The following is a 17,501-nucleotide window of genomic DNA, read 5'->3' as shown; positions in this document are numbered from 1 at the left end:
CCGCCCTTCAAGTCCTGCCGCCGGGCGCGCAAGCGCTGACGGCCGCCGCGCGCGCCTACAACCTGCAGCTCACCCGCATCGACAAGCTCAAAAGCCAGCTGGCCGAGATGGATGCCCTGGCGCAGCAGCACCGCCAGGCGCTCCACGGAGCGGTCGACCCGTTGCGCCGGCAATTGGCGCAGGCGCAGCGCGCGCTGGCCCTGGCGCTCGACGGGCACCTGCAAGGCAAACTGCTGAGCCGTGCGCAGGCCGACACCGCGCGCACGCGGCTGTGCGGCCTGGCGCGCAGCCTGGCCGAAGCGGGCGACGCCGCGATGCGCGGGCTGCACGACCGCCACAGCCCGCGCACCCTCGCGCAGCTCAAGCAGGACTCGGCGGACGCGCTGCGGCAGCGGCTGGAGGCGGTGCTGGGCGAGCCGCTGGACGACGAAGGCCAGGACCTCAGCGCCGAACAGCTGCTGCGCGCCGGCATGGAGCGGTTGCGGCGCGCGCAGGAAGACGAGCAGCAGCAGCGCCGCGACGCCGCACAGGCCCGGCGCGAACGCCGCAAACCCGGCGCCGCCGCGCGCCAGACCGGGCAGCACGACGCCGACACCTTGTTGCGCCGCCTGTTCCGCCAGCTCGCCAGTGCCCTGCACCCCGACCGCGAAACCGATCCGCCAGCGCGGTTGCGCAAGACGGCCTTGATGAGCGAGGCCAACGCCGCCTACGAAAAACGCGACCTCGTCGCGCTGCTGCAGATCCAGGCCCGTGCCGAGCTGGCCGACCCCGCCGCCGGGCAGCAGCTGTCCGACGAGCGCCTGGCCTCGCTCACGCTCCTGCTCAAGGCCCAGGTGGCGGCGCTGGAGCGCGAGCGCGCGGGGCGGCAGAGCGCGCTGGCCGACGAGTTCGACCTGCCCGAAGGCGCCTCACCCAACGCCAACACCCTGCTGCAGAACCGGATCGATCAGACCCGCGCGCTCGAAGGCGCCCTGGCGCAGCTGGCGCGCGACCTCGAGCGGGCGGGCGATCCCGCGCGGCTCAAGCGCTGGCTCAACGCGCAGCGCGACCCGGGTTGAAGCCCTGAACCAGCTCGCCGATCAGCTCGGCGGCCGGCACCTCGCGGCAGCCGCTGGCGTTCTGGCCCGACCACAGCGGTGAGAAGTCCCCGCTGCCCTTGGCCTCCCAGTGCGCGCGCAGCGGCGCCATGGCCGCCGTGGCCAGAGGGAAGGCCGGTGCGGCCGGGTTCATGGGCCCGAGTTCGCGGATCACGCGGTTGACGATGCCGCGCGCCGGGCGGCCCGTGAACAGGTGGGTGAGGGCGGTGTGGTGGGCCGCCTCGCTCTGCAGCGCCGCGCGGTGCAGGGCGCTGGTGGTGGCTTCGGGGCAGCACAGGAAGGCCGTGCCCACTTGCACGCCCGAGGCGCCCAGGGCCATGGCGGCGGCCACGCCCGCCGCGTTGGCCACGCCGCCGGCCGCGATCACCGGCACACCCACGGCCGCCACGATCTGCGGCAGCAGCGCGAACGTGCCCGTCTGCGTCGTGAGGTCGTCCGTGAGGAACATGCCCCGGTGGCCGCCGGCCTCGACGCCCTGGGCAATGATGGCGTCCACGCCGAAGGCCTCCAGCCAGCGCGCCTCTTCCACCGTGGTGGCGGAAGAGAGCACCACGCTGCCCCAGCCCTTCACCCGGTCCAGCAGGTCCAGGTCGGGCAGGCCGAAATGGAAGCTCACCACCTTGGGCCGGAAGCGCTCGAGGATGTCGGCCGCCGCGCGGTTGAACGGCACGCGGCCCGGGCCGGCGGGCACGGCGTCGATGTCGAGCCCGGCTTCCCGGTAGTAGGTGGTCAGCCAGGCGCGCCACGCCGCTTCCCTCGCCTCGTCGGCCTCGGGTGGTGCGTGGCAGAAGAAATTGACGTTGAACGGCCGCCGGGTGCCGGCCGCCAGCGCCGTCAGCTCGCGGTCCATGGCCTCGGGCGAAAGCATGGCGCAGGGCAGGGAGCCCAGGGCACCCGCGTTGCACGCCGCCACCGCCAGGGCCGCGCCCTGCACGCCCGCCATCGGCGCCTGGATCAAGGGGTATTCGGTACCGAGCAGGGTGGTGAGTGCGTTCATGCGCGCATTCTCACCGCGCCGCCGTCCCGGGTAAACCCTTGATTTGTTTCCAGAATAATCATTTAATATATTAAATAAATGGACGACGCCACCCCTTTCATCCACCGCAACCTGCCCCGCCTGCTGCTCGAAGCGCGCGAGGCGGTGATGCTGCACACCCGGCCCAGCCTGCGCGAGTACGGCCTGTCCGACCAGCAGTGGCGCGTGCTGCGCGTGCTGGGCGAACACGCCCAGCTGCCCGGCGGGGTGGAGACCGGGCGCGTGGCCCGCGAGGCCTTTCTGCTCGGCCCCAGCCTCACCGGCGTGTTGACCCGCATGGAGCGCGACGGTCTGATCGCGCGCAGCCGCTGCCCGCAGGACGCGCGGCGCACCGTGGTGCGCGCCACGCCCGCCGGGCTCAAGCTGGTGAAGGGCCTCTCCAGCACCATCGAGGCGCACTACGCATGGATGGAACAGCGCCTGGGCAAGGCCCGGCTGGCGCAGCTCTACGCCTTGCTCGACGAGGTGATCGCGCTCGAACAACCCATGAACACCGAAGAGGCCGACGGCCTGGAGGAAGACGCCGCATGAACCCCGTTCCCTGGATGCCGGCCGGCACGGTCTACGGCACCCTGCTCAATTTCCAGCGCGAGCACGCGTTGTGGGCGCCGCGCATGCACGAGGCGCCCTACAAGGCGCCGCCCAAGGCGCCGGTGCTCTACATCAAGACCGCCAACACCTTCACGCCCCATGGCCAGTCCATCGCGCTGCCCGCCGGCGCGGCGGTGCAGGTGTCGGCCCCGCTCGGCCTGGTGATGGGCGACGACGGCGTGTTCGGCGCGGTGCTGTTCAACGACCTGGCCGTCGCGCACGAGAGCTATTACCGCCCGCCGGTCAAGGCGCGCTGCGTCGACGGCTTTCTCGGCGTGGGCGCCGAGTGCGTGCCGCTCGCGCGGCTCGGCGGCCTGGCCGGGCTGGCCGACCTTCAAATCGAACTCCACCTCAACGGCGTGCACCGCCAGACCACGGCCCTGGCCGAGCTGCTGCGCGACGCCGCCACTCTGGTGGCCGACGTGAGCGAGTTCATGACCCTGCGCCCGGGCGACGTGCTGATGCTGGGCACCGACTGCCTGGCCGACGGCACGCGCCCCCTGGTGCACCCGGGCGACACGGTGGAGATCACCGCCCCGGGCTTCGCATCCACCTTGCACAGCTTCACACAGGAGGTGGCCGCATGAAGTGCGCCCGCATCGCCTGGGCCGGCGCGGTCCACGACGCCATCGAGGCCGACGGCCAGCTCGAACTGCTCACGCCGGCGCTGAAAGGCCGCCGCGTGGCGTTTGACGACGTGGTCTGGCTGCCGCCGCTGCAACCCCTGCCGCCGCAGCGCCCGCGCACCGTGCTCGCGCTCGGCCTGAACTACGCCGACCACGCGAAGGAACTCGCCTTCAAGGCACCCGAGGAACCGCTGGCCTTCGTGAAGGGCGAGGCCTCGCTCACCGGCCACCGCGGCTTCACGCGGCGCCCGCCCGGCGTGGACTTCATGCACTACGAGTGCGAACTCGCGGTGGTGATCGGGCGCACCGCGAAGCGCGTGAAGAAGGCCGACGCCATGGACTTCGTGGGCGGCTACACGGTGGCGAACGACTACGTGATCCGCGACGTGCTGGAGAACTGGTACCGACCCAATCTGCGCGCCAAGAACCGCGACACCTGCACGCCCATCGGCCCCTGGCTGGTGGACGCGGCCGACGTGCCCGACGCGATGAACCTCGCACTGCGCACCACGGTCAACGGCGAGGTGACGCAGCAGGGCAGCACGCGCGACATGATCTTCGACGTGCCCACGCTCATCGAGTACTTCAGCGCCTTCATGACGCTGCAACCCGGCGACCTGATCCTCACCGGCACGCCCGACGGCGTGGTCGACTGCCAGCCCGGCGACGTGATCGTCACGTCCATCGAAGGCATCGGCGACCTCGTCAACACCATCACCCAACACCCCTGAACCGCAGCATGACGACGATCCAGCACCTCATCAACGGCAAGGCCGTGGCCAGCGCCGCGAGCTTCGAGACCCTCAACCCCGCCACGCAGGACGTGCTGGCCGAGGTCAGCGCGGGCGGCGCGGCGGAGATCAACGCCGCCGTGCAGGCCGCGAAGGACGCGTTTCCGAAATGGGCCGGCCTGCCGGCCACCGAGCGCGCCAGGCTCATGCGCAAGCTGGGCGAGCTGATCGCGGCCCACGTGCCCGAGATCGCGCAGACCGAGACCAACGACAGCGGCCAGGTGATCGCGCAGACCGGCAAGCAGCTGGTGCCGCGCGCGGCCGACAACTTCCACTACTTCGCCGAGATGTGCACGCGGGTGGACGGTCACACCTACCCCACGCCCACGCACCTGAACTACACGCTGTTCCATCCGGTGGGCGTGTGTGCGCTGATCAGCCCGTGGAACGTGCCGTTCATGACGGCGACCTGGAAGGTCGCGCCCTGCCTGGCGTTCGGCAACACGGCGGTGCTGAAGATGAGCGAGCTGTCGCCCCTGACGGCCGCGCGCCTGGGCGAGCTGGCGCTGGAGGCCGGCATTCCGGCGGGGGTGCTCAACCTGGTGCATGGTTACGGCAAGGACGCGGGCGAGCCGCTGTGCGCGCACCCGGACGTGCGCGCGATCTCCTTCACCGGCTCCACGGCCACGGGCAACCGCATCGTGCAGAGCGCGGGCCTGAAGAAGTTCAGCATGGAGCTGGGCGGCAAGAGCCCGTTCGTGATCTTCGACGATGCGGACCTGGGCCGCGCGCTGGACGCGGCGGTGTTCATGATCTTCAGCAACAACGGCGAGCGCTGCACCGCGGGCAGCCGCATCCTGGTGCAGCAGAGCATTTATGCCGACTTCGTGGCAAAGTTCGTGGAGCGCGCCAAGCGCATCACGGTGGGCGATCCGCTGGACGAGAAGACCATCGTGGGCCCCATGATCAGCCAGGCGCACCTGGCCAAGGTGCGCAGCTACATCGAGTTGGGCCCGAAGGAGGGCGCGACGATGTTGTGCGGCGGGCTGGACCGGCCGTCGTACGCGCCGGAACTGTCCTCGCGCGTGGCCAAGGGCAACTACGTGTGGCCGACGGTGTTTGCGGACGTGGACAACCGCATGCGCATCGCGCAGGAGGAAATTTTCGGCCCGGTGGCCTGCCTGATCCCGTTCCGCGACGAGGCGCATGCGATCGAGCTGGCGAACGACATCCAGTACGGTCTCTCCAGCTATGTGTGGACGGAGAACCTGGGGCGCGCGCACCGGGTGGCGGCGGCGGTGGAGGCGGGCATGTGTTTCGTCAACTCGCAGAACGTGCGGGATCTGCGTCAGCCGTTTGGAGGCACGAAGGCGAGCGGCACGGGGCGCGAAGGGGGGACCTGGAGTTATGAGGTGTTCCTGGAGCCCAAGAACGTCGCTGTGTCCCTGGGCTCTCACCACATTCCCCACTGGCAAACCCACGGAGCATCTACAAAAAACCAGAGGACCGATCATGGGCAAACTAGCACTCGTCGCAAAGATCACCCACGTCCCGTCGATGTACCTGAGCGAACTCGACGGCCCGAGAAAGGGCACGCGGCAGGACGCGATCGACGGCCACCAGGAAATCAGCCGCCGCTGCCGCGAACTCGGTGTCGACACCATCGTCGTCTTCGACACCCACTGGCTCGTCAACGCCAGCTACCACCTCAACTGCGCCCCCCACTTCCAGGGCACCTACACCAGCAACGAGCTGCCCCACTTCATCAGCAACATGCCGTTCGAGATCCCGGGCAACCCCGAACTCGGCCAGCTGCTTGCCAAGGTGTGCAACCAGCACGGCGTCGAAACCCTGGCCCACGATGCCACCACCCTCGGCCCCGAATACGGCACCCTCGTGCCCATGCGCTACATGAACGCCGACCAGCACTTCAAGGCCATCTCGGTCTCGGCGCTGTGCCAGTCCCACTACCTCAACGACAGCGCGCGCCTCGGCTGGGCCATGCGCAAAGCCGTCGAAGACCACTACGACGGCACCGTCGCCTTCTTCGCCAGCGGCTCCCTCAGCCACCGCTTCGCGCAGAACGGCCTGGCACCCGACTACGCCTTCAAGATCTGGAGCCCCTTCCTCGAAACCCTGGACCGCCGCGTCGTCGAGATGTGGGCGCAAGGCGAGTGGAAAGCCTTCTGCGAAATGCTCCCCGAGTACGCCGCCAAAGGCCACGGCGAAGGCTTCATGCACGACACCGCCATGATGCTCGGCGCCCTCGGCTGGAGCGACTACGATGGGCGGGCCGAAGTCATCACCCCGTACTTCGGCGCCTCCGGCACCGGCCAGATCAACGCCGTGTTCCCTGTCACCCCGCAGACCGGCGCGGCCATCCCCGCCGCGCAGGCCTCGTCGGCCAAGGGCTACCAGGCCGTCTCCCGACTCTGAGAACGCCACCCATGCCGCACCTCGTCATCCTCTACACCCCCAACCTCGACAAGGCCGCCAGCGAAGGCGGCACCGACATGGGCGCGCTCTGCCGCGAGCTGTGCGACGCCATGCTCGCGGTGCGCGACGAGGCCGACAAGCAGGTCTTTCCCACCGGTGGCACGCGCGTGCTGGCCTACCCGGCGGCCCACAGTGCCATCTCGGACGGCGGTGCGGCCGGCGTCGCCGCCGGCCTGGGGGGCGACTACGCCTTCGTCTACATGAACGTGCGCATGGCCAAAGGCCGAAGCGCCGTCACGCACCAGCGCGTGGGCGATGCGCTGCAGGCCGTGGTGAAGGCGCACTTCGCCGTGCAGCTCGCCACGCGCGCCATCGGCATCACCGTGCAGGTGGACGAAGGCCACGAGGTGTTCGACGCCAAGACCAGTTCCTTGCACCCGCTGTTCAACCGGAGCTGACCCCATGCTCGACGACACCCTCATCCAGCAGCTCGCGGCCGAGCTCGACGCTTCGGAACGCAGCCGCGTGCCGCTGGAGCACTTCTCCAAACGCTTTCCCGGCATGACGGTCGACGACGGCTACCGCGTTGGCCGGGCCTGGGTGGCTCTGCAGGTGGCCGCCGGCCGACAGGTCATCGGCCACAAGATCGGCCTCACCAGCCGCGCGATGCAGATCTCCAGCCAGATCGACGAGCCCGACTTCGGCACCCTGCTCGACAGCATGCGCTTCACCGCCATGGCGGGCGAGGTGCTGCAGATCCCGACTTCGCGCTTCATCGCGCCGCGCGTGGAGGTGGAACTCGCCTTCGTGCTCAAGTCGCCCCTGCAGGGCGTGGACGTGACGGTGGAGGATGTGCTCGCCGCCACCGAGTACGTCACGCCCGCCATCGAGATCATCGACGCGCGCATCGAGCAGTTCGACCGCCACACCAAGGTCATGCGCAAGGTGTTCGACACCATCAGCGACAACGCGGCCAACGCCGGCATCGTCATCGGCGAGGGAGATCTGCGCTACCGCGCCGACCCGTTCACCCTCGACCTGCCCTGGTGCGGCGCCATCCTGCGGCAGAACGGCGCCGTCGAAGAAACCGGGCTGGCCGCCGGCGTGCAGGGCCACCCGGCGGTCGGCATCGCGTGGCTGGCGCACAAGCTCGCTCCCTGGGGCGAATCGCTCCAGCCCGGCCAGATCGTGCTGGCCGGCTCGTTCACGCGGCCGGTCGCCGCCCGCCAGGGCGACCTGTTTGAGGCCGACTACGGCCCGCTCGGCAGCCTTCGTTTCCAGTTCGTCTGATTCCCCTTCATCCCCATGCAAACACCCGTCAACCCCTTCAAGCAAGCGCTCACCGAGCGCCGCGCGCAAATCGGCTTCTGGCTCGGTCTGGCCAACCCCTACAGCGCGGAAATCTGCGCCGGTGCCGGCTTCGACTGGCTGCTGATCGACGGCGAGCACTCGCCCAACGGCCTGCAGGACCTGCTGTCGCAGGCCCAGGCCATCGCCGCCTACCCCGGCTCGCACGCCATTGCGCGCGTGCCCGTGGGCGACGCGGCGATCATCAAGCAGTACCTCGACGTCGGCCTGCAGACCCTGTTGGTGCCCATGGTGGACACGCCGGAGCAGGCGGCCCAGCTGGTGCGCGCCTGCCGCTACCCGCAGAACGACGGCCAGGGCGGCGTGCGCGGCATGGCCGGCGCCCGGGCCTCGCGCTGGGGCCGTTACCCCAACTACGCCCAAGAGGCCAACGCCCAGGTCTGCCTGCTGGTGCAGGCCGAGACGCGCGAGGCCCTGCAGCAGCTTGATGCCATCGCGGCCACGCCCGGCGTGGACGGCGTCTTCATCGGCCCCGCCGACCTCTCCGCCTCGCTGGGCCACGTGGGCGACCCGGGCCACCCCGAGGTGCAGGCCGCGATCGAGGACGCCATCGCGCGCATCCTGCGCGCCGGCAAGGCGCCCGGCATCCTGACCACCGACGAAGCCCAGGCGCGCCACTACCTCGCGCTGGGCGCGGTGTTCGTGGCCGTGGGGCTGGACACCCAGATCCTCGCGCGCCAGACCAGCGCCCTGGCCGCGCGCTTCAAGACCGATGCGCCCGCCGTGCCCGCCCAGGCCAAGGGCAGTGTGTACTAGGAGATCGCCGCCATGAACGCCGCCCTGCCCACCACCACCGCCACACCCGCCGGCATGCACCCGGACGAATGGGCCGCGCGCGTCGAGCTCGCCGCCTGCTACCGCGTCTTCGCCATGCTGGGCTGGACCGAGATGATCTACAACCACATCACGCTGCGCCTGCCCGCCAGCGTCTGCGGTGACGACAAGCAATTCCTGATCAACCCCTTCGGCCTGCACTACAGCGAGGTCACGGCGCGCAACCTGGTGAAGATCAACCTGCAGGGCGCCGTGCTCGACGGCTCGCCGCACCCGGTCAACCCGGCCGGCTTCACGGTGCACGCCGCCATCCACGACGGCCTGCCCGGTGCGCACTGCGTGATGCACACCCACACCACCGCCGGCGTGGCCGTGGCCTGCCTGAAGGATGGCCTGCAGCAGACCAACTTCTATACCGCGCAGCTGCACGGCATGGTGGCGTACCACACCTTCGAGGGCATCACCATCCACGCCGAGGAGGCGCCGCGCCTGCTCAAGAGCATCGGCGACCGGCCGGCGGTGATCCTGCGCAACCACGGCCTGCTGGCCTGGGGTGCCACCCTGCCGCAGACCTTCGCCATTCTCTGGACACTGCAGCGCGCCTGCGAGATCCAGATGGCGACGTTCTCGATGGGCGGCGCGCAGGCGGCGCTGCCGGTGCCCGAGGCCATCGCCGAAAAATGCACGCGCGACGCGCTGCAGTTCAATCCCCACCACGGCGCAGGCCGTGACGTGTTCGACGCGCTGGTCCGGCAGGTGAACCGCCTGGACCGCAGCTACCTGGAGTGACCTCTTGAGCGCTTCCCCCGACTTTCAACGCGTGGCCATCGTGGGCGCGGGCGCCATTGGCGGCTGGCTGGGCGTGCGGCTCTCGCACACGGGCTGCATCGTGAGCGCGCTGGCGCGCGGCGAGACCCTCGCGGCCCTGCAGCGCGACGGCCTGCAACTGCACCAGGACGGCCAACTGCAGGGGGCGCCGGTGCAGGCCGCCGCCAGCGCCGTGACCCTGGGCGTGCAGGACCTCGTCATCGTGGCCGTGAAGGCGCCCTCGCTGCCCGACCTCGCGCGTGGCATCGCACCGCTGATCGGGCGCCACACCGTGGTGCTCACCGCCATGAACGGCGTGCCCTGGTGGTTCTTCAACGGCTTTGGCGGCGAGCGCGCCGGCACGCGCCTGAAGACGGTGGACCCGGACGGCGAGATCGAGCGCAGCATCCCGGCGCGCCACGTCATCGGCGGCGTGGTGCACGCCAGCTGCTCGGTGGACGCGCCCGGCGTGATCCGCCACCATTTCGGCAACGGCCTCATCCTGGGCGAGCCTTCGGGCGAGTCCAGCGAGCGGGTGGCGGCCCTGGCCGAGCTGCTGCGGCGCGCCGGGCTCAACGCCACGGTGTCGCCGCAGATCCAGAAAGACGTCTGGTACAAGCTCTGGGGCAACATGACGGTGAACCCCGTGAGCGCGCTCACCGGCGCCACCACCGACCGCATCCTGGGCGACCCGCTGGTGCGCGACTTCATCAGCCGCGTGATGCTCGAAGCCAAGGACATCGGGGCGCGCATCGGCATCCCGATCGACCAGCAGCCCGAAGACCGCCACGCGGTCACGCTCAAGCTCGGTGCGTTCAAGACCTCGATGCTGCAGGACGTGCAGGCGCACAAGCCGGTGGAGCTCGACGCCCTGGTGACCGTGGTGCGCGAACTCGGCCAGCTCACCGGCGTGCCCACGCCGTTCACCGACGCGCTGCTGGGCCTCTCGCGCCTGCAGGCACAGACCCTCGGGCTGTATCCGTCAGCCCAATAGGGCGGGGAACAGCTTCACCAGGCCGGTCGCCATCACCTCGACCGACAGCGCGGCCAGGATCAGGCCCATCAGCCGCGTCATCACGTTGATGCCGGTCTGGCCCAGGAAGCGCGCGATCGGCTCGGCCAGCGTGAAGCAGATCGCCGTGGCCACGGCGATCACCACGCCATAGCCCACCAGGGCGGCGTGCTGGAAGAAGGTCTTGGCCTGGTCGGCGTAGATCACCACGGTGGACATGGTGGCCGGCCCGGTGAGCAGCGGGATCGTCAGCGGCACCACCGCGATGGAGGTGCGTGCCGAGGTGTCGCTCAGCTCCTGGTCGGTGGCCTTGGCCTCCGCCGGCTGCGCGTTGAGCATGGACAGTGCCGAGGTCAGCAGCAGCATGCCGCCGCCCACCTGGAAGCTCGCCAGCGAGATGCTGAAGAACTCCAGGATCTGCAGGCCGATGACGGCGCAGGTGGCGATCACCGCGAAGGCGCTGAAGGCCGAGATCATCACCGTTCGCTGCCGCTGCTGGCGCGAGAAGCCCTGCGTGTAATGGATGAAGAACGGCACGATCGCCAGCGGGTTGACGATCGCCAGCAGGGTGATGAGTGGCTTGAAATCCATGGTGGATTGTGACCCACCCCCGCCGCGCTGTGCGCGGCCTACGCCTTGCCCGGCTCGCGCCGCCGGAACATGCCGTAGCCTTCCATGAACAGCACCTTGTCGCCATGCTGGTTGAACATCTCCCAGGTGGTGCGCACCAGGCCGACGTCCAGGCGCTTGCTCATGGGGCGCTTTTCCAGGATCGTGTGCTGCAGCCGCAGCGTGTCGCCCGGGAACACCGGCTTGAGCCACTTCACGCTCTCCAGGCCCGGCGAGCCCAGGCTGGAGCTTTCGTTGAGGAAGTTGGTCACCATCAGCCGCATCGCCATGGCGCAGGTGTGCCAGCCGCTGGCGCTGAGCGCGCCGAACACCGACGCTTTGGCGGCCTCGGCGTCGAGGTGGAAGGGCTGCGGGTCGAACTGGCTGGCGAAGGCCACCGTCTCCTCGGCGGTGGGGGTGATGGTGCCCAGGTCGCGGGTCTCGCCGACCTGCAGGTCTTCCCACCAGTATTTGATGTGCGATGTGTTCGTTTGATTCGTCGTCATGTCATCGGCCTCCGGAAACGTCCATCAGGGTCATGGTGGTGTAGCTCGCGGCGTCGGACAGCAGCCAGACGATGGCTTGCGCCACTTCGTCGGCCCGGCCGCCGCGCTGCATGGGCACCAGGTGTTTCAGGTCGCGCACCCGGTCGGGCAGGCCGCCGGAGGCGTGGATCTCGGTCTCGATCAAGCCGGGGCGCACCGCGTTCACGCGCACGCCTTCGCCGCCGACTTCCCGCGCCAGGCCGATGGTGAAGGCGTCGATCGCCCCCTTGGCCGCCGCGTAGTCCACGTACTGGCCGGCCGAGCCCAGGCGCGAGGCCGCGCTGGAGAGGTTCACGATGGAGCCGCCCTCGCCGCCGTGCTTCGTGCTCATGCGGCGCACCGCCTCGCGCGCGCACAGCATCGAGCCGATCACATTGATGTCGAACATGCGGCGCCAGCGCGCCACGCTCATCTCGTCCACCCGGGCCGTCACGTCGACCACGCCCGCGTTGTTCACCAGGCCGTGCAGGCGGCCCAGCTTGGCGTCGATCTTCGTGAACATCGCGAGCACCTGCGCCTCGTCGGCCACGTCGGCCTGCACGCTCATGGCCGTGCCGCCCTCGGCGCGGATCGCGCGCACCACCTCGTCGGCCGCCAGCGAGTTCGCGGTGTAGTTCACCGCCACCGCCCAGCCCTGCCGCGCGGCCAGCTGTGCCGTGGCGGCGCCGATGCCGCGCCCACCGCCGGTGACCAGCAGCGCCCGGCCTGTCATCTCAGCCATAACCCGTCTCCTGCAGAATGTGGTGGCATCGCGTACAACACGGGCTCGCCACCGAGCTTGCCATTACAACAGCGACAGGAGACCGACATGCGTCGCACAGTCGACTATTACTTCGTCCCGCAAAGCCCCTGGGCCTACCTGGGCCACCAGCGCTTTGCCGCCCTGCTGCGCGACACCGGCACGGCCGTGCGGGTGCTCCCCATGGACCTGGGCAAGATCTTCCCGCTCACCGGCGGGCTGCCCCTGCAGAAGCGCGCGCCGCAGCGCCAGGCCTACCGCCTGCTCGAGCTGCGCCGTTTCAGCGAGGCGCTGGACATCCCCATCCACCCCGAGCCGCGCTTTTTCCCGGTGGCGGGCGACCCCGCCGCACGGCTGATCACCGCCGTGGTCCAGCAGGACGGCGACGAGGCCGCGATGCGCCTGACGGGCGCGGTGCTGGCCGCCGTCTGGGCCCAGGAGCGCGACATCGCCGACGACGCCACGCTGGCGGCCCTGCTGGCCGAGACCGGCCTGGACGCCGCGCGGCTGGCGCAGTCCCGGCAGCCCGGGGTGCAGGCGCGCTACGACGAGAACACCCAGGCCGCCATCGACCTCCAGGTGTTCGGCGCGCCCAGTTATGTCATCGACGGCGAACTGTTCTGGGGCCAGGACCGCCTCGACTTCGTGGCGCGCCGGTTGCGTGCCTGACTTCTTCCACCGACAACAGGAGAAACACCATGGGTCAGACCATTGAACTCACATCCGCCGACGGCTTCAAGTTCCCGGCCTACGTGGCCCAGCCCAGCGGCAAGGCCAAGGGCAGCCTGGTGCTGCTGCAGGAAATCTTCGGCGTGAACTCGCACATCCGCTCGGTGGCCGACGGTTACGCGGCCGACGGGTATTTCGTGGTGGCGCCCGCCACCTTCCACCGCGTCAAACCCGGTGTGGAGCTCGGTTACACCGAGGCCGACATGAAGGCCGGGATGGAGCTCAAGGCCGCCGTGGAGGGCCTGCCGGCGCCGGGCGTGATGCCCGACATCCAGGCGGCGATCCAGCACGCGGCGCAGGCCGGCAAAGTCGGCATCCTCGGTTACTGCTGGGGCGGCCTGCTCACCTGGCGTTCGGCCAGTGCGCTCCAGGGCCTGTCTGCTGCCGCGCCGTACTACGGCGGGGGCATGACGGTCGGGGCCGAGCTCGAGCGCCGGCCCCGCGTGCCGGTGATGGTGAATTTCGGTGCACAGGACCACTGGATCCCGCTGGACACGGTGGAGGCCTTCAAGAAGGCCCAGCCCGGTGTGACGGTGCACGTGTACGACGCCAACCACGGTTTCAACTGCGACCAGCGCGGTTCGTACAACGAGGCGGCGGCCAAGCTGGCGCGCGAGCGCACCCTGGCCTTTTTCGCGCAGCACCTGGGGTGATGGCTCACCCCCGCCGCGCTCCGCGCGACCCCCTTCAAGGGGGCGGTGCCAGCGGCCCGGCGAAGCCGGTTCCGCGGCACCTCTGGATGGCGCTTCTGCTGAGCGGTATCGGTCTTTGCGCTCCTGCGGCGGCGGCCGACTACACCGGCCCGCTGTTCGACGCCCACCTGCACTACAACAACGAGGCCTGCACGCACGACACACCGGCCCCGGGTTGCCCGCACCCCATGGCCGACGTGCTCGACCGCATGCAGCGCAACGGTGTGCGCGCCATCGTCGCCAACTCCCGGCCCAACGACGGCACCAAGGCGCTGGCCAGCGCGCGCGAGCAGACGCGCAAGGCCGGCGTGGCGGTGGTGCCTTTCGTGCGCCTGTACCGCGACCGCGCCGACTACAACAACTGGTTCCGGGACCCGACCATCGTCGAGATGGTCAACGCCGAACTCCAGCGCGGCACGCCCGCCGGCCCGTACCGGGGCCTGGGCGAGTTCCATCTGTACGACAGCGCCAACGCCAACGGGCCCGTGGCGAAACAGCTGATGGCGCTGGCCGAAGAGAAGGACCTCGCCATCCTCGCGCACGTGGACGACGCGGCGATCGACCTGCTGATGGCCAACACGCCGTCCAAGGGGCGGAGGTCGCTCCTGATCTGGGCCCACACCGGCATCGGCGGCACGCCGGTGGCGCGGGTGGACGAACTCTTCGCGCGTTACCCGCGCCTGGTGGGTGAGCTGTCGTACCGCCCGGGCCTGACCTGTGCCGACGGTCAGCTCTGCCCCGAGTGGCGCACGCTGTTGCTCAAGTACCCCGACCGTTTCCTGATCGGCTCGGACACCTGGATCAACCAGCGCTGGCAGTACTACGACGAGCTCATGAAGGGCTACCGCACCTGGCTCGGCGGCCTGCCGGCCGACGTGGCGCGGCGCATCGCCTGGGACAACGGCGCGAAGCTTTTTGGTGTGCCGTTGCCCACCCCTTGAATCCCATGATCCAGCTGCACTTCGCCCCCAGCACCGCGTCCATGGTGCCGCACATCCTGCTCGAAGAGATCGGCCTGCCCTACGAGCGTGTGCTGGTCGACAAACAGAATGGCGGTCACAGGACGCCGGCCTACCTCGCGCTCAACCCGAACGGCCTGATCCCGGTGCTGGTCGATGGCGATCTGGTGCTGTACGAAACGGCCGCGATCTGCCTGCACCTGAGCGACACGCAACCGCAGGCCGCGTTGATGCCGCCGATGGACACGCGCGATCGCGCCCACGCCTACAAGTGGCTCATGTGGCTGACCAACACGCTGCAGGCCACGCTCATCGTCTACTTCTATCCCGAGCGCTGGGCCGACACCGGGCACACCGAGGTCGCTGCGGAGGTGCAACGCAACGCGCAGGCCCGCGTGGGGCCGCTGCTCGACCAGCTCGACGCCGAGATCGAGCGCCGGGGCGCCCCGTGGTTCATGGGGGCGCAGTTCACCCTGCTCGATGCCTATGTGTTCACGCTGTGCCGCTGGACGCGCAATTTCCCCAGTGCGCCGGCTCGGGACCGCAAGCACCTGGACCCCTACCTGCAGCGCATGCTCGCAAGGCCGTCGGTGCAGCGGGTGCTGGCCAACGAGGGCCTGGTCGAACCCTACGTGTAGAGCTCAGCGCGCGGTGCGCGCCAGGTAGCGCTTGCGCCAGAACACCACGCCCAGCACCGCCGCCGTGAAGGCCATGGAGCCGATGGCCCACCAGAAGCCGGTCTGCTGGTGGAGCAGCGGGATGAACTGGAAGTTCATGCCGAAGATGCCCGCGATCAGGTTGAGCGGCAGGAAGATGGCGGTCAGCGCGGTGAGCGTGCGCATGATGTCGTTGGTGCGGTTGCTCTGGGCCGAGAAGTGCATCTGCACCGCCGTCTCCGCGTTCTGCTCCAGCCGGCGCACGTGGTGCACCACGCGTTCGATGTGTTCGAGCACGTCGCGCGAGCGCACCTTGAGCAGCTCCAGCCCGCGTTGCCCGCCGATGGATGCATTGGGCTCCCAGGTGGCCAGGTTCTCGTTCCAGTCCTGGATGGCCGAGCGCTGGTCCTCGCAGATTTCATCGAGCTGGTGCAGCGAGATGCGCGCGTCCAGCAGCGAGCCCCAGTTGCTGAAGCGCGCCTTGGGCATCAGCAGCTCGGTCTGCCAGTGGTCGAGCTGGCGGGTGAGCTCGCGGCGCAGCGCGAGGTAGCCGTCGACCATCTGGTTGACGATGCGCAGCATCAGGTCGGCCGGGCTGGGCGGCAGGTGCACGCCGGCCGCACGCGAGGCGGCGGTGGCGGCCGAGAGCAGGCGCGTGGCGTACTGCTCCAGCGCCTGGCAGCCCACGGGGTGCACCGTGAGCAGCACGCGGTCGAACACCGCGAAGCCCACCGGGCTGGTGTCGATGCGCCGCAGCACGGGCGGGCCGCCGCGCTTGACCGACTGGGTGAGCACCTCGCCGGGGTGGGCGAGGTCGGTCTCGCTGTGGCCGGCCGCCAGCCGGCGGAACACCAGGATGTCGTACTGCGAGGTGTAGTCGTAGTGCGAGGGCAGCTGGTTGTTGAGCAGGTCGGCGATGTGCAGGTCCACCAGCGTCATGCCGCACAGCACCTGCAGGGTGGACTGAACCGCGCCCTGCTCCAGCTCGAATTCGCGCCGCCCGCAGGCGATCCACACATAGCCTTTCTCGGGCAGCACCATGGGCAGGGTGCTGGATTCGCTGACCGAGCCGGGCAGGATGTGGAAGATGCGCATGGGGTGGGTGGGCGGCCTCAGCCGCGCAGAAGGCGCGCGGCGTCGCGCGCGAAATAGGTGAGCACGCCGTCGGCGCCTGCGCGCTTGAAGGCCAGCAGGCTTTCCATCATCACCGCGTCGTGGTCCAGCCAGCCGTTGAGCGCGGCGGCCTTGAGCATGGCGTACTCGCCGCTGACCTGGTAGGCGAAGGTGGGCACGCCGAACTCGTCCTTGACGCGGCGCACGATGTCCAGGTACGGCATGCCGGGCTTGACCATCACCATGTCGGCGCCTTCGGCCAGGTCCAGCGCCACCTCGCGCAGGGCTTCGTTGGAGTTGCCGGGGTCCATCTGGTAGACCTTCTTGTCGGCCTTGCCCAGGTTGGCGGCCGAGCCGACCGCGTCGCGGAACGGGCCGTAGAAGGCGCTGGCGTACTTGGCGCTGTAGGCCATGATGCGCGTGTGCACGAGGCCGGCGGCCTCGAGCGCGGTGCGGATGGCGCCGATGCGCCCGTCCATCATGTCGCTGGGCGCGACCATGTCCACGCCCGCCTGCGCCTGGGTCAGGGCCTGCTTCACCAGGATCTCCACCGTGGGGTCGTTCAGGATGTAGTTGTGTTCGTCGAGCACGCCGTCCTGGCCGTGGCTGGTGTACGGGTCCAGGGCCACGTCGGTCATCACGCCGAGCTGAGGAAAGCGCTTTTTCAGTTCGCGCACCACGCGCGGCACCAGACCGTCGGGGTTCAAGGCTTCCTGACCGTCGGGGGTCTTGAGCGACTGGTCGATCACCGGGAACAGCGCCATGGCGGGAATGCCCAGCGCCACGCAGTCTTCAGCCACCGGCAGCAGCAGGTCCAGGCTCAGGCGCTCCACGCCGGGCATGGACGCCACCGCCTCGCGCCGGTTCTGGCCGTCCAGCACGAACACCGGGTAGATCAGGTCGGCCGCACTGAGGCGGTGCTCGCGCACCAGGTCGCGGGAGAAGGCATCCCGGCGCAGGCGGCGGGGGCGGCTGTGGGGG

General features: G+C 69.7%; 20 protein-coding genes and 1 pseudogene. 15 read left to right on the top strand and 6 right to left on the bottom strand.

Features of this window, described 5'->3' with window-relative positions:
• Positions 1 to 1,058, top strand: a 1,058-nt coding sequence (locus AC07ZS_RS27790; RefSeq protein ID WP_494801676.1) for a hypothetical protein, incomplete at its 5' end; no start/stop codon positions are given.
• Here the strand turns inward: AC07ZS_RS27790 and AC07ZS_RS27785 are convergent.
• On the bottom strand, positions 1,033 to 2,094 hold the full coding sequence (locus AC07ZS_RS27785; protein ID WP_494801675.1) for an NAD(P)H-dependent flavin oxidoreductase: 1,062 nt from the start codon (positions 2,092 to 2,094) through the stop codon (positions 1,033 to 1,035). The genes AC07ZS_RS27790 and AC07ZS_RS27785 overlap by 26 nt on opposite strands.
• Positions 2,095 to 2,172: 78 nt before the next feature.
• Between AC07ZS_RS27785 and hpaR the strand changes: the two genes are divergently transcribed.
• The 10 genes and pseudogenes from hpaR to AC07ZS_RS27735 all read left to right on the top strand — a co-directional run bounded on the left by hpaR (position 2,173) and on the right by AC07ZS_RS27735 (position 10,460).
• A complete protein-coding gene (hpaR, locus tag AC07ZS_RS27780) occupies positions 2,173 to 2,664 on the top strand; it encodes a homoprotocatechuate degradation operon regulator HpaR (RefSeq protein WP_494801674.1) in 492 nt (163 codons plus the stop codon).
• Positions 2,661 to 3,311 carry a fumarylacetoacetate hydrolase family protein gene (locus tag AC07ZS_RS27775; RefSeq protein WP_494801673.1) on the top strand — a complete coding sequence of 217 codons (651 nt, stop codon included), beginning with the start codon at positions 2,661 to 2,663 and terminating at the stop codon, positions 3,309 to 3,311. The genes hpaR and AC07ZS_RS27775 overlap by 4 nt, the downstream gene beginning before the upstream one ends.
• Positions 3,308 to 4,081, top strand: a complete 774-nt coding sequence (locus AC07ZS_RS27770; RefSeq protein ID WP_494801672.1) for a fumarylacetoacetate hydrolase family protein — start codon at positions 3,308 to 3,310, stop codon at positions 4,079 to 4,081. Before AC07ZS_RS27775 ends, AC07ZS_RS27770 begins: the two co-directional genes overlap by 4 nt.
• Positions 4,082 to 4,089: 8 nt before the next feature.
• Positions 4,090 to 5,553: pseudogene (gene hpaE / locus AC07ZS_RS27765) on the top strand (5-carboxymethyl-2-hydroxymuconate semialdehyde dehydrogenase); the annotation flags it as partial.
• Between the two features lie 40 nt (positions 5,554 to 5,593).
• Positions 5,594 to 6,517 (top strand): 3,4-dihydroxyphenylacetate 2,3-dioxygenase, encoded by a 924-nt coding sequence (hpaD, locus tag AC07ZS_RS27760; RefSeq protein WP_494801671.1) that lies wholly within the window; start codon positions 5,594 to 5,596, stop codon positions 6,515 to 6,517.
• Positions 6,518 to 6,528: 11 nt separating this feature from the next.
• Entirely contained in the window at positions 6,529 to 6,975 is a 447-nt protein-coding gene (locus AC07ZS_RS27755) for a 5-carboxymethyl-2-hydroxymuconate isomerase (protein WP_494801678.1), read from the top strand.
• Positions 6,976 to 6,979: 4 nt separating this feature from the next.
• Positions 6,980 to 7,807, top strand: coding sequence for a 2-oxo-hept-4-ene-1,7-dioate hydratase (gene hpaH / locus AC07ZS_RS27750; RefSeq protein ID WP_494801670.1), 828 nt, complete (start codon positions 6,980 to 6,982; stop codon positions 7,805 to 7,807).
• 15 nt (positions 7,808 to 7,822) lie between these two features.
• Positions 7,823 to 8,641, top strand: a complete 819-nt coding sequence (locus tag AC07ZS_RS27745; RefSeq protein WP_494801669.1) for an aldolase/citrate lyase family protein — start codon at positions 7,823 to 7,825, stop codon at positions 8,639 to 8,641.
• 12 nt (positions 8,642 to 8,653) lie between these two features.
• Positions 8,654 to 9,448, top strand: coding sequence for a class II aldolase/adducin family protein (locus tag AC07ZS_RS27740; protein WP_494801668.1), 795 nt, complete (start codon positions 8,654 to 8,656; stop codon positions 9,446 to 9,448).
• 4 nt (positions 9,449 to 9,452) lie between these two features.
• Positions 9,453 to 10,460: a 2-dehydropantoate 2-reductase gene (locus AC07ZS_RS27735; RefSeq protein ID WP_494801667.1), complete on the top strand. Its 1,008-nt coding sequence runs from the start codon at positions 9,453 to 9,455 to the stop codon at positions 10,458 to 10,460.
• Here the strand turns inward: AC07ZS_RS27735 and AC07ZS_RS27730 are convergent.
• The 3 genes from AC07ZS_RS27730 to AC07ZS_RS27720 are packed head-to-tail and all read right to left on the bottom strand — an operon-like array spanning position 10,449 to position 12,344.
• Entirely contained in the window at positions 10,449 to 11,069 is a 621-nt protein-coding gene (locus tag AC07ZS_RS27730; RefSeq protein WP_494801666.1) for a MarC family protein, read from the bottom strand. The two genes, AC07ZS_RS27735 and AC07ZS_RS27730, sit on opposite strands and share 12 nt — an antisense overlap.
• A 38-nt stretch (positions 11,070 to 11,107) precedes the next feature.
• On the bottom strand, positions 11,108 to 11,593 hold the full coding sequence (locus AC07ZS_RS27725) for a MaoC family dehydratase (RefSeq protein WP_494801665.1): 486 nt from the start codon (positions 11,591 to 11,593) through the stop codon (positions 11,108 to 11,110).
• Between the two features lies 1 nt (position 11,594).
• Complete coding sequence (locus AC07ZS_RS27720; RefSeq protein ID WP_494801677.1) at positions 11,595 to 12,344, bottom strand: SDR family oxidoreductase; 750 nt, start codon at positions 12,342 to 12,344, stop codon at positions 11,595 to 11,597.
• Positions 12,345 to 12,440: 96 nt separating this feature from the next.
• Between AC07ZS_RS27720 and AC07ZS_RS27715 the strand changes: the two genes are divergently transcribed.
• From AC07ZS_RS27715 to AC07ZS_RS27700, 4 genes are all read left to right on the top strand, one after another.
• Positions 12,441 to 13,040, top strand: coding sequence for a 2-hydroxychromene-2-carboxylate isomerase (locus tag AC07ZS_RS27715; protein ID WP_494801664.1), 600 nt, complete (start codon positions 12,441 to 12,443; stop codon positions 13,038 to 13,040).
• Between the two features lie 29 nt (positions 13,041 to 13,069).
• Positions 13,070 to 13,753 carry a dienelactone hydrolase family protein gene (locus tag AC07ZS_RS27710; protein WP_494801663.1) on the top strand — a complete coding sequence of 228 codons (684 nt, stop codon included), beginning with the start codon at positions 13,070 to 13,072 and terminating at the stop codon, positions 13,751 to 13,753.
• A gap of 86 nt (positions 13,754 to 13,839) precedes the next feature.
• Positions 13,840 to 14,733: an amidohydrolase family protein gene (locus AC07ZS_RS27705; protein WP_494801662.1), complete on the top strand. Its 894-nt coding sequence runs from the start codon at positions 13,840 to 13,842 to the stop codon at positions 14,731 to 14,733.
• 5 nt (positions 14,734 to 14,738) lie between these two features.
• The gene (locus AC07ZS_RS27700) at positions 14,739 to 15,389 is read left to right on the top strand and encodes a glutathione S-transferase family protein (protein ID WP_494801661.1); all 651 of its coding nucleotides are present in this window, start codon (positions 14,739 to 14,741) and stop codon (positions 15,387 to 15,389) included.
• Positions 15,390 to 15,392: 3 nt separating this feature from the next.
• Here the strand turns inward: AC07ZS_RS27700 and AC07ZS_RS27695 are convergent, their stop codons facing one another.
• Together AC07ZS_RS27695 and hemB are read right to left on the bottom strand one after the other, a co-directional pair.
• Positions 15,393 to 16,502, bottom strand: a complete 1,110-nt coding sequence (locus tag AC07ZS_RS27695) for a magnesium transporter CorA family protein (RefSeq protein ID WP_494801660.1) — start codon at positions 16,500 to 16,502, stop codon at positions 15,393 to 15,395.
• A gap of 17 nt (positions 16,503 to 16,519) precedes the next feature.
• A partial coding sequence (gene hemB, locus AC07ZS_RS27690) for a porphobilinogen synthase (RefSeq protein ID WP_494801659.1) occupies positions 16,520 to 17,501 on the bottom strand: 982 nt, incomplete at its 5' end.

Source organism: Hydrogenophaga sp. GW456-12-10-14-TSB4, from assembly GCF_059424305.1.
This window is presented reverse-complemented; position numbering and strand designations above follow the sequence as displayed.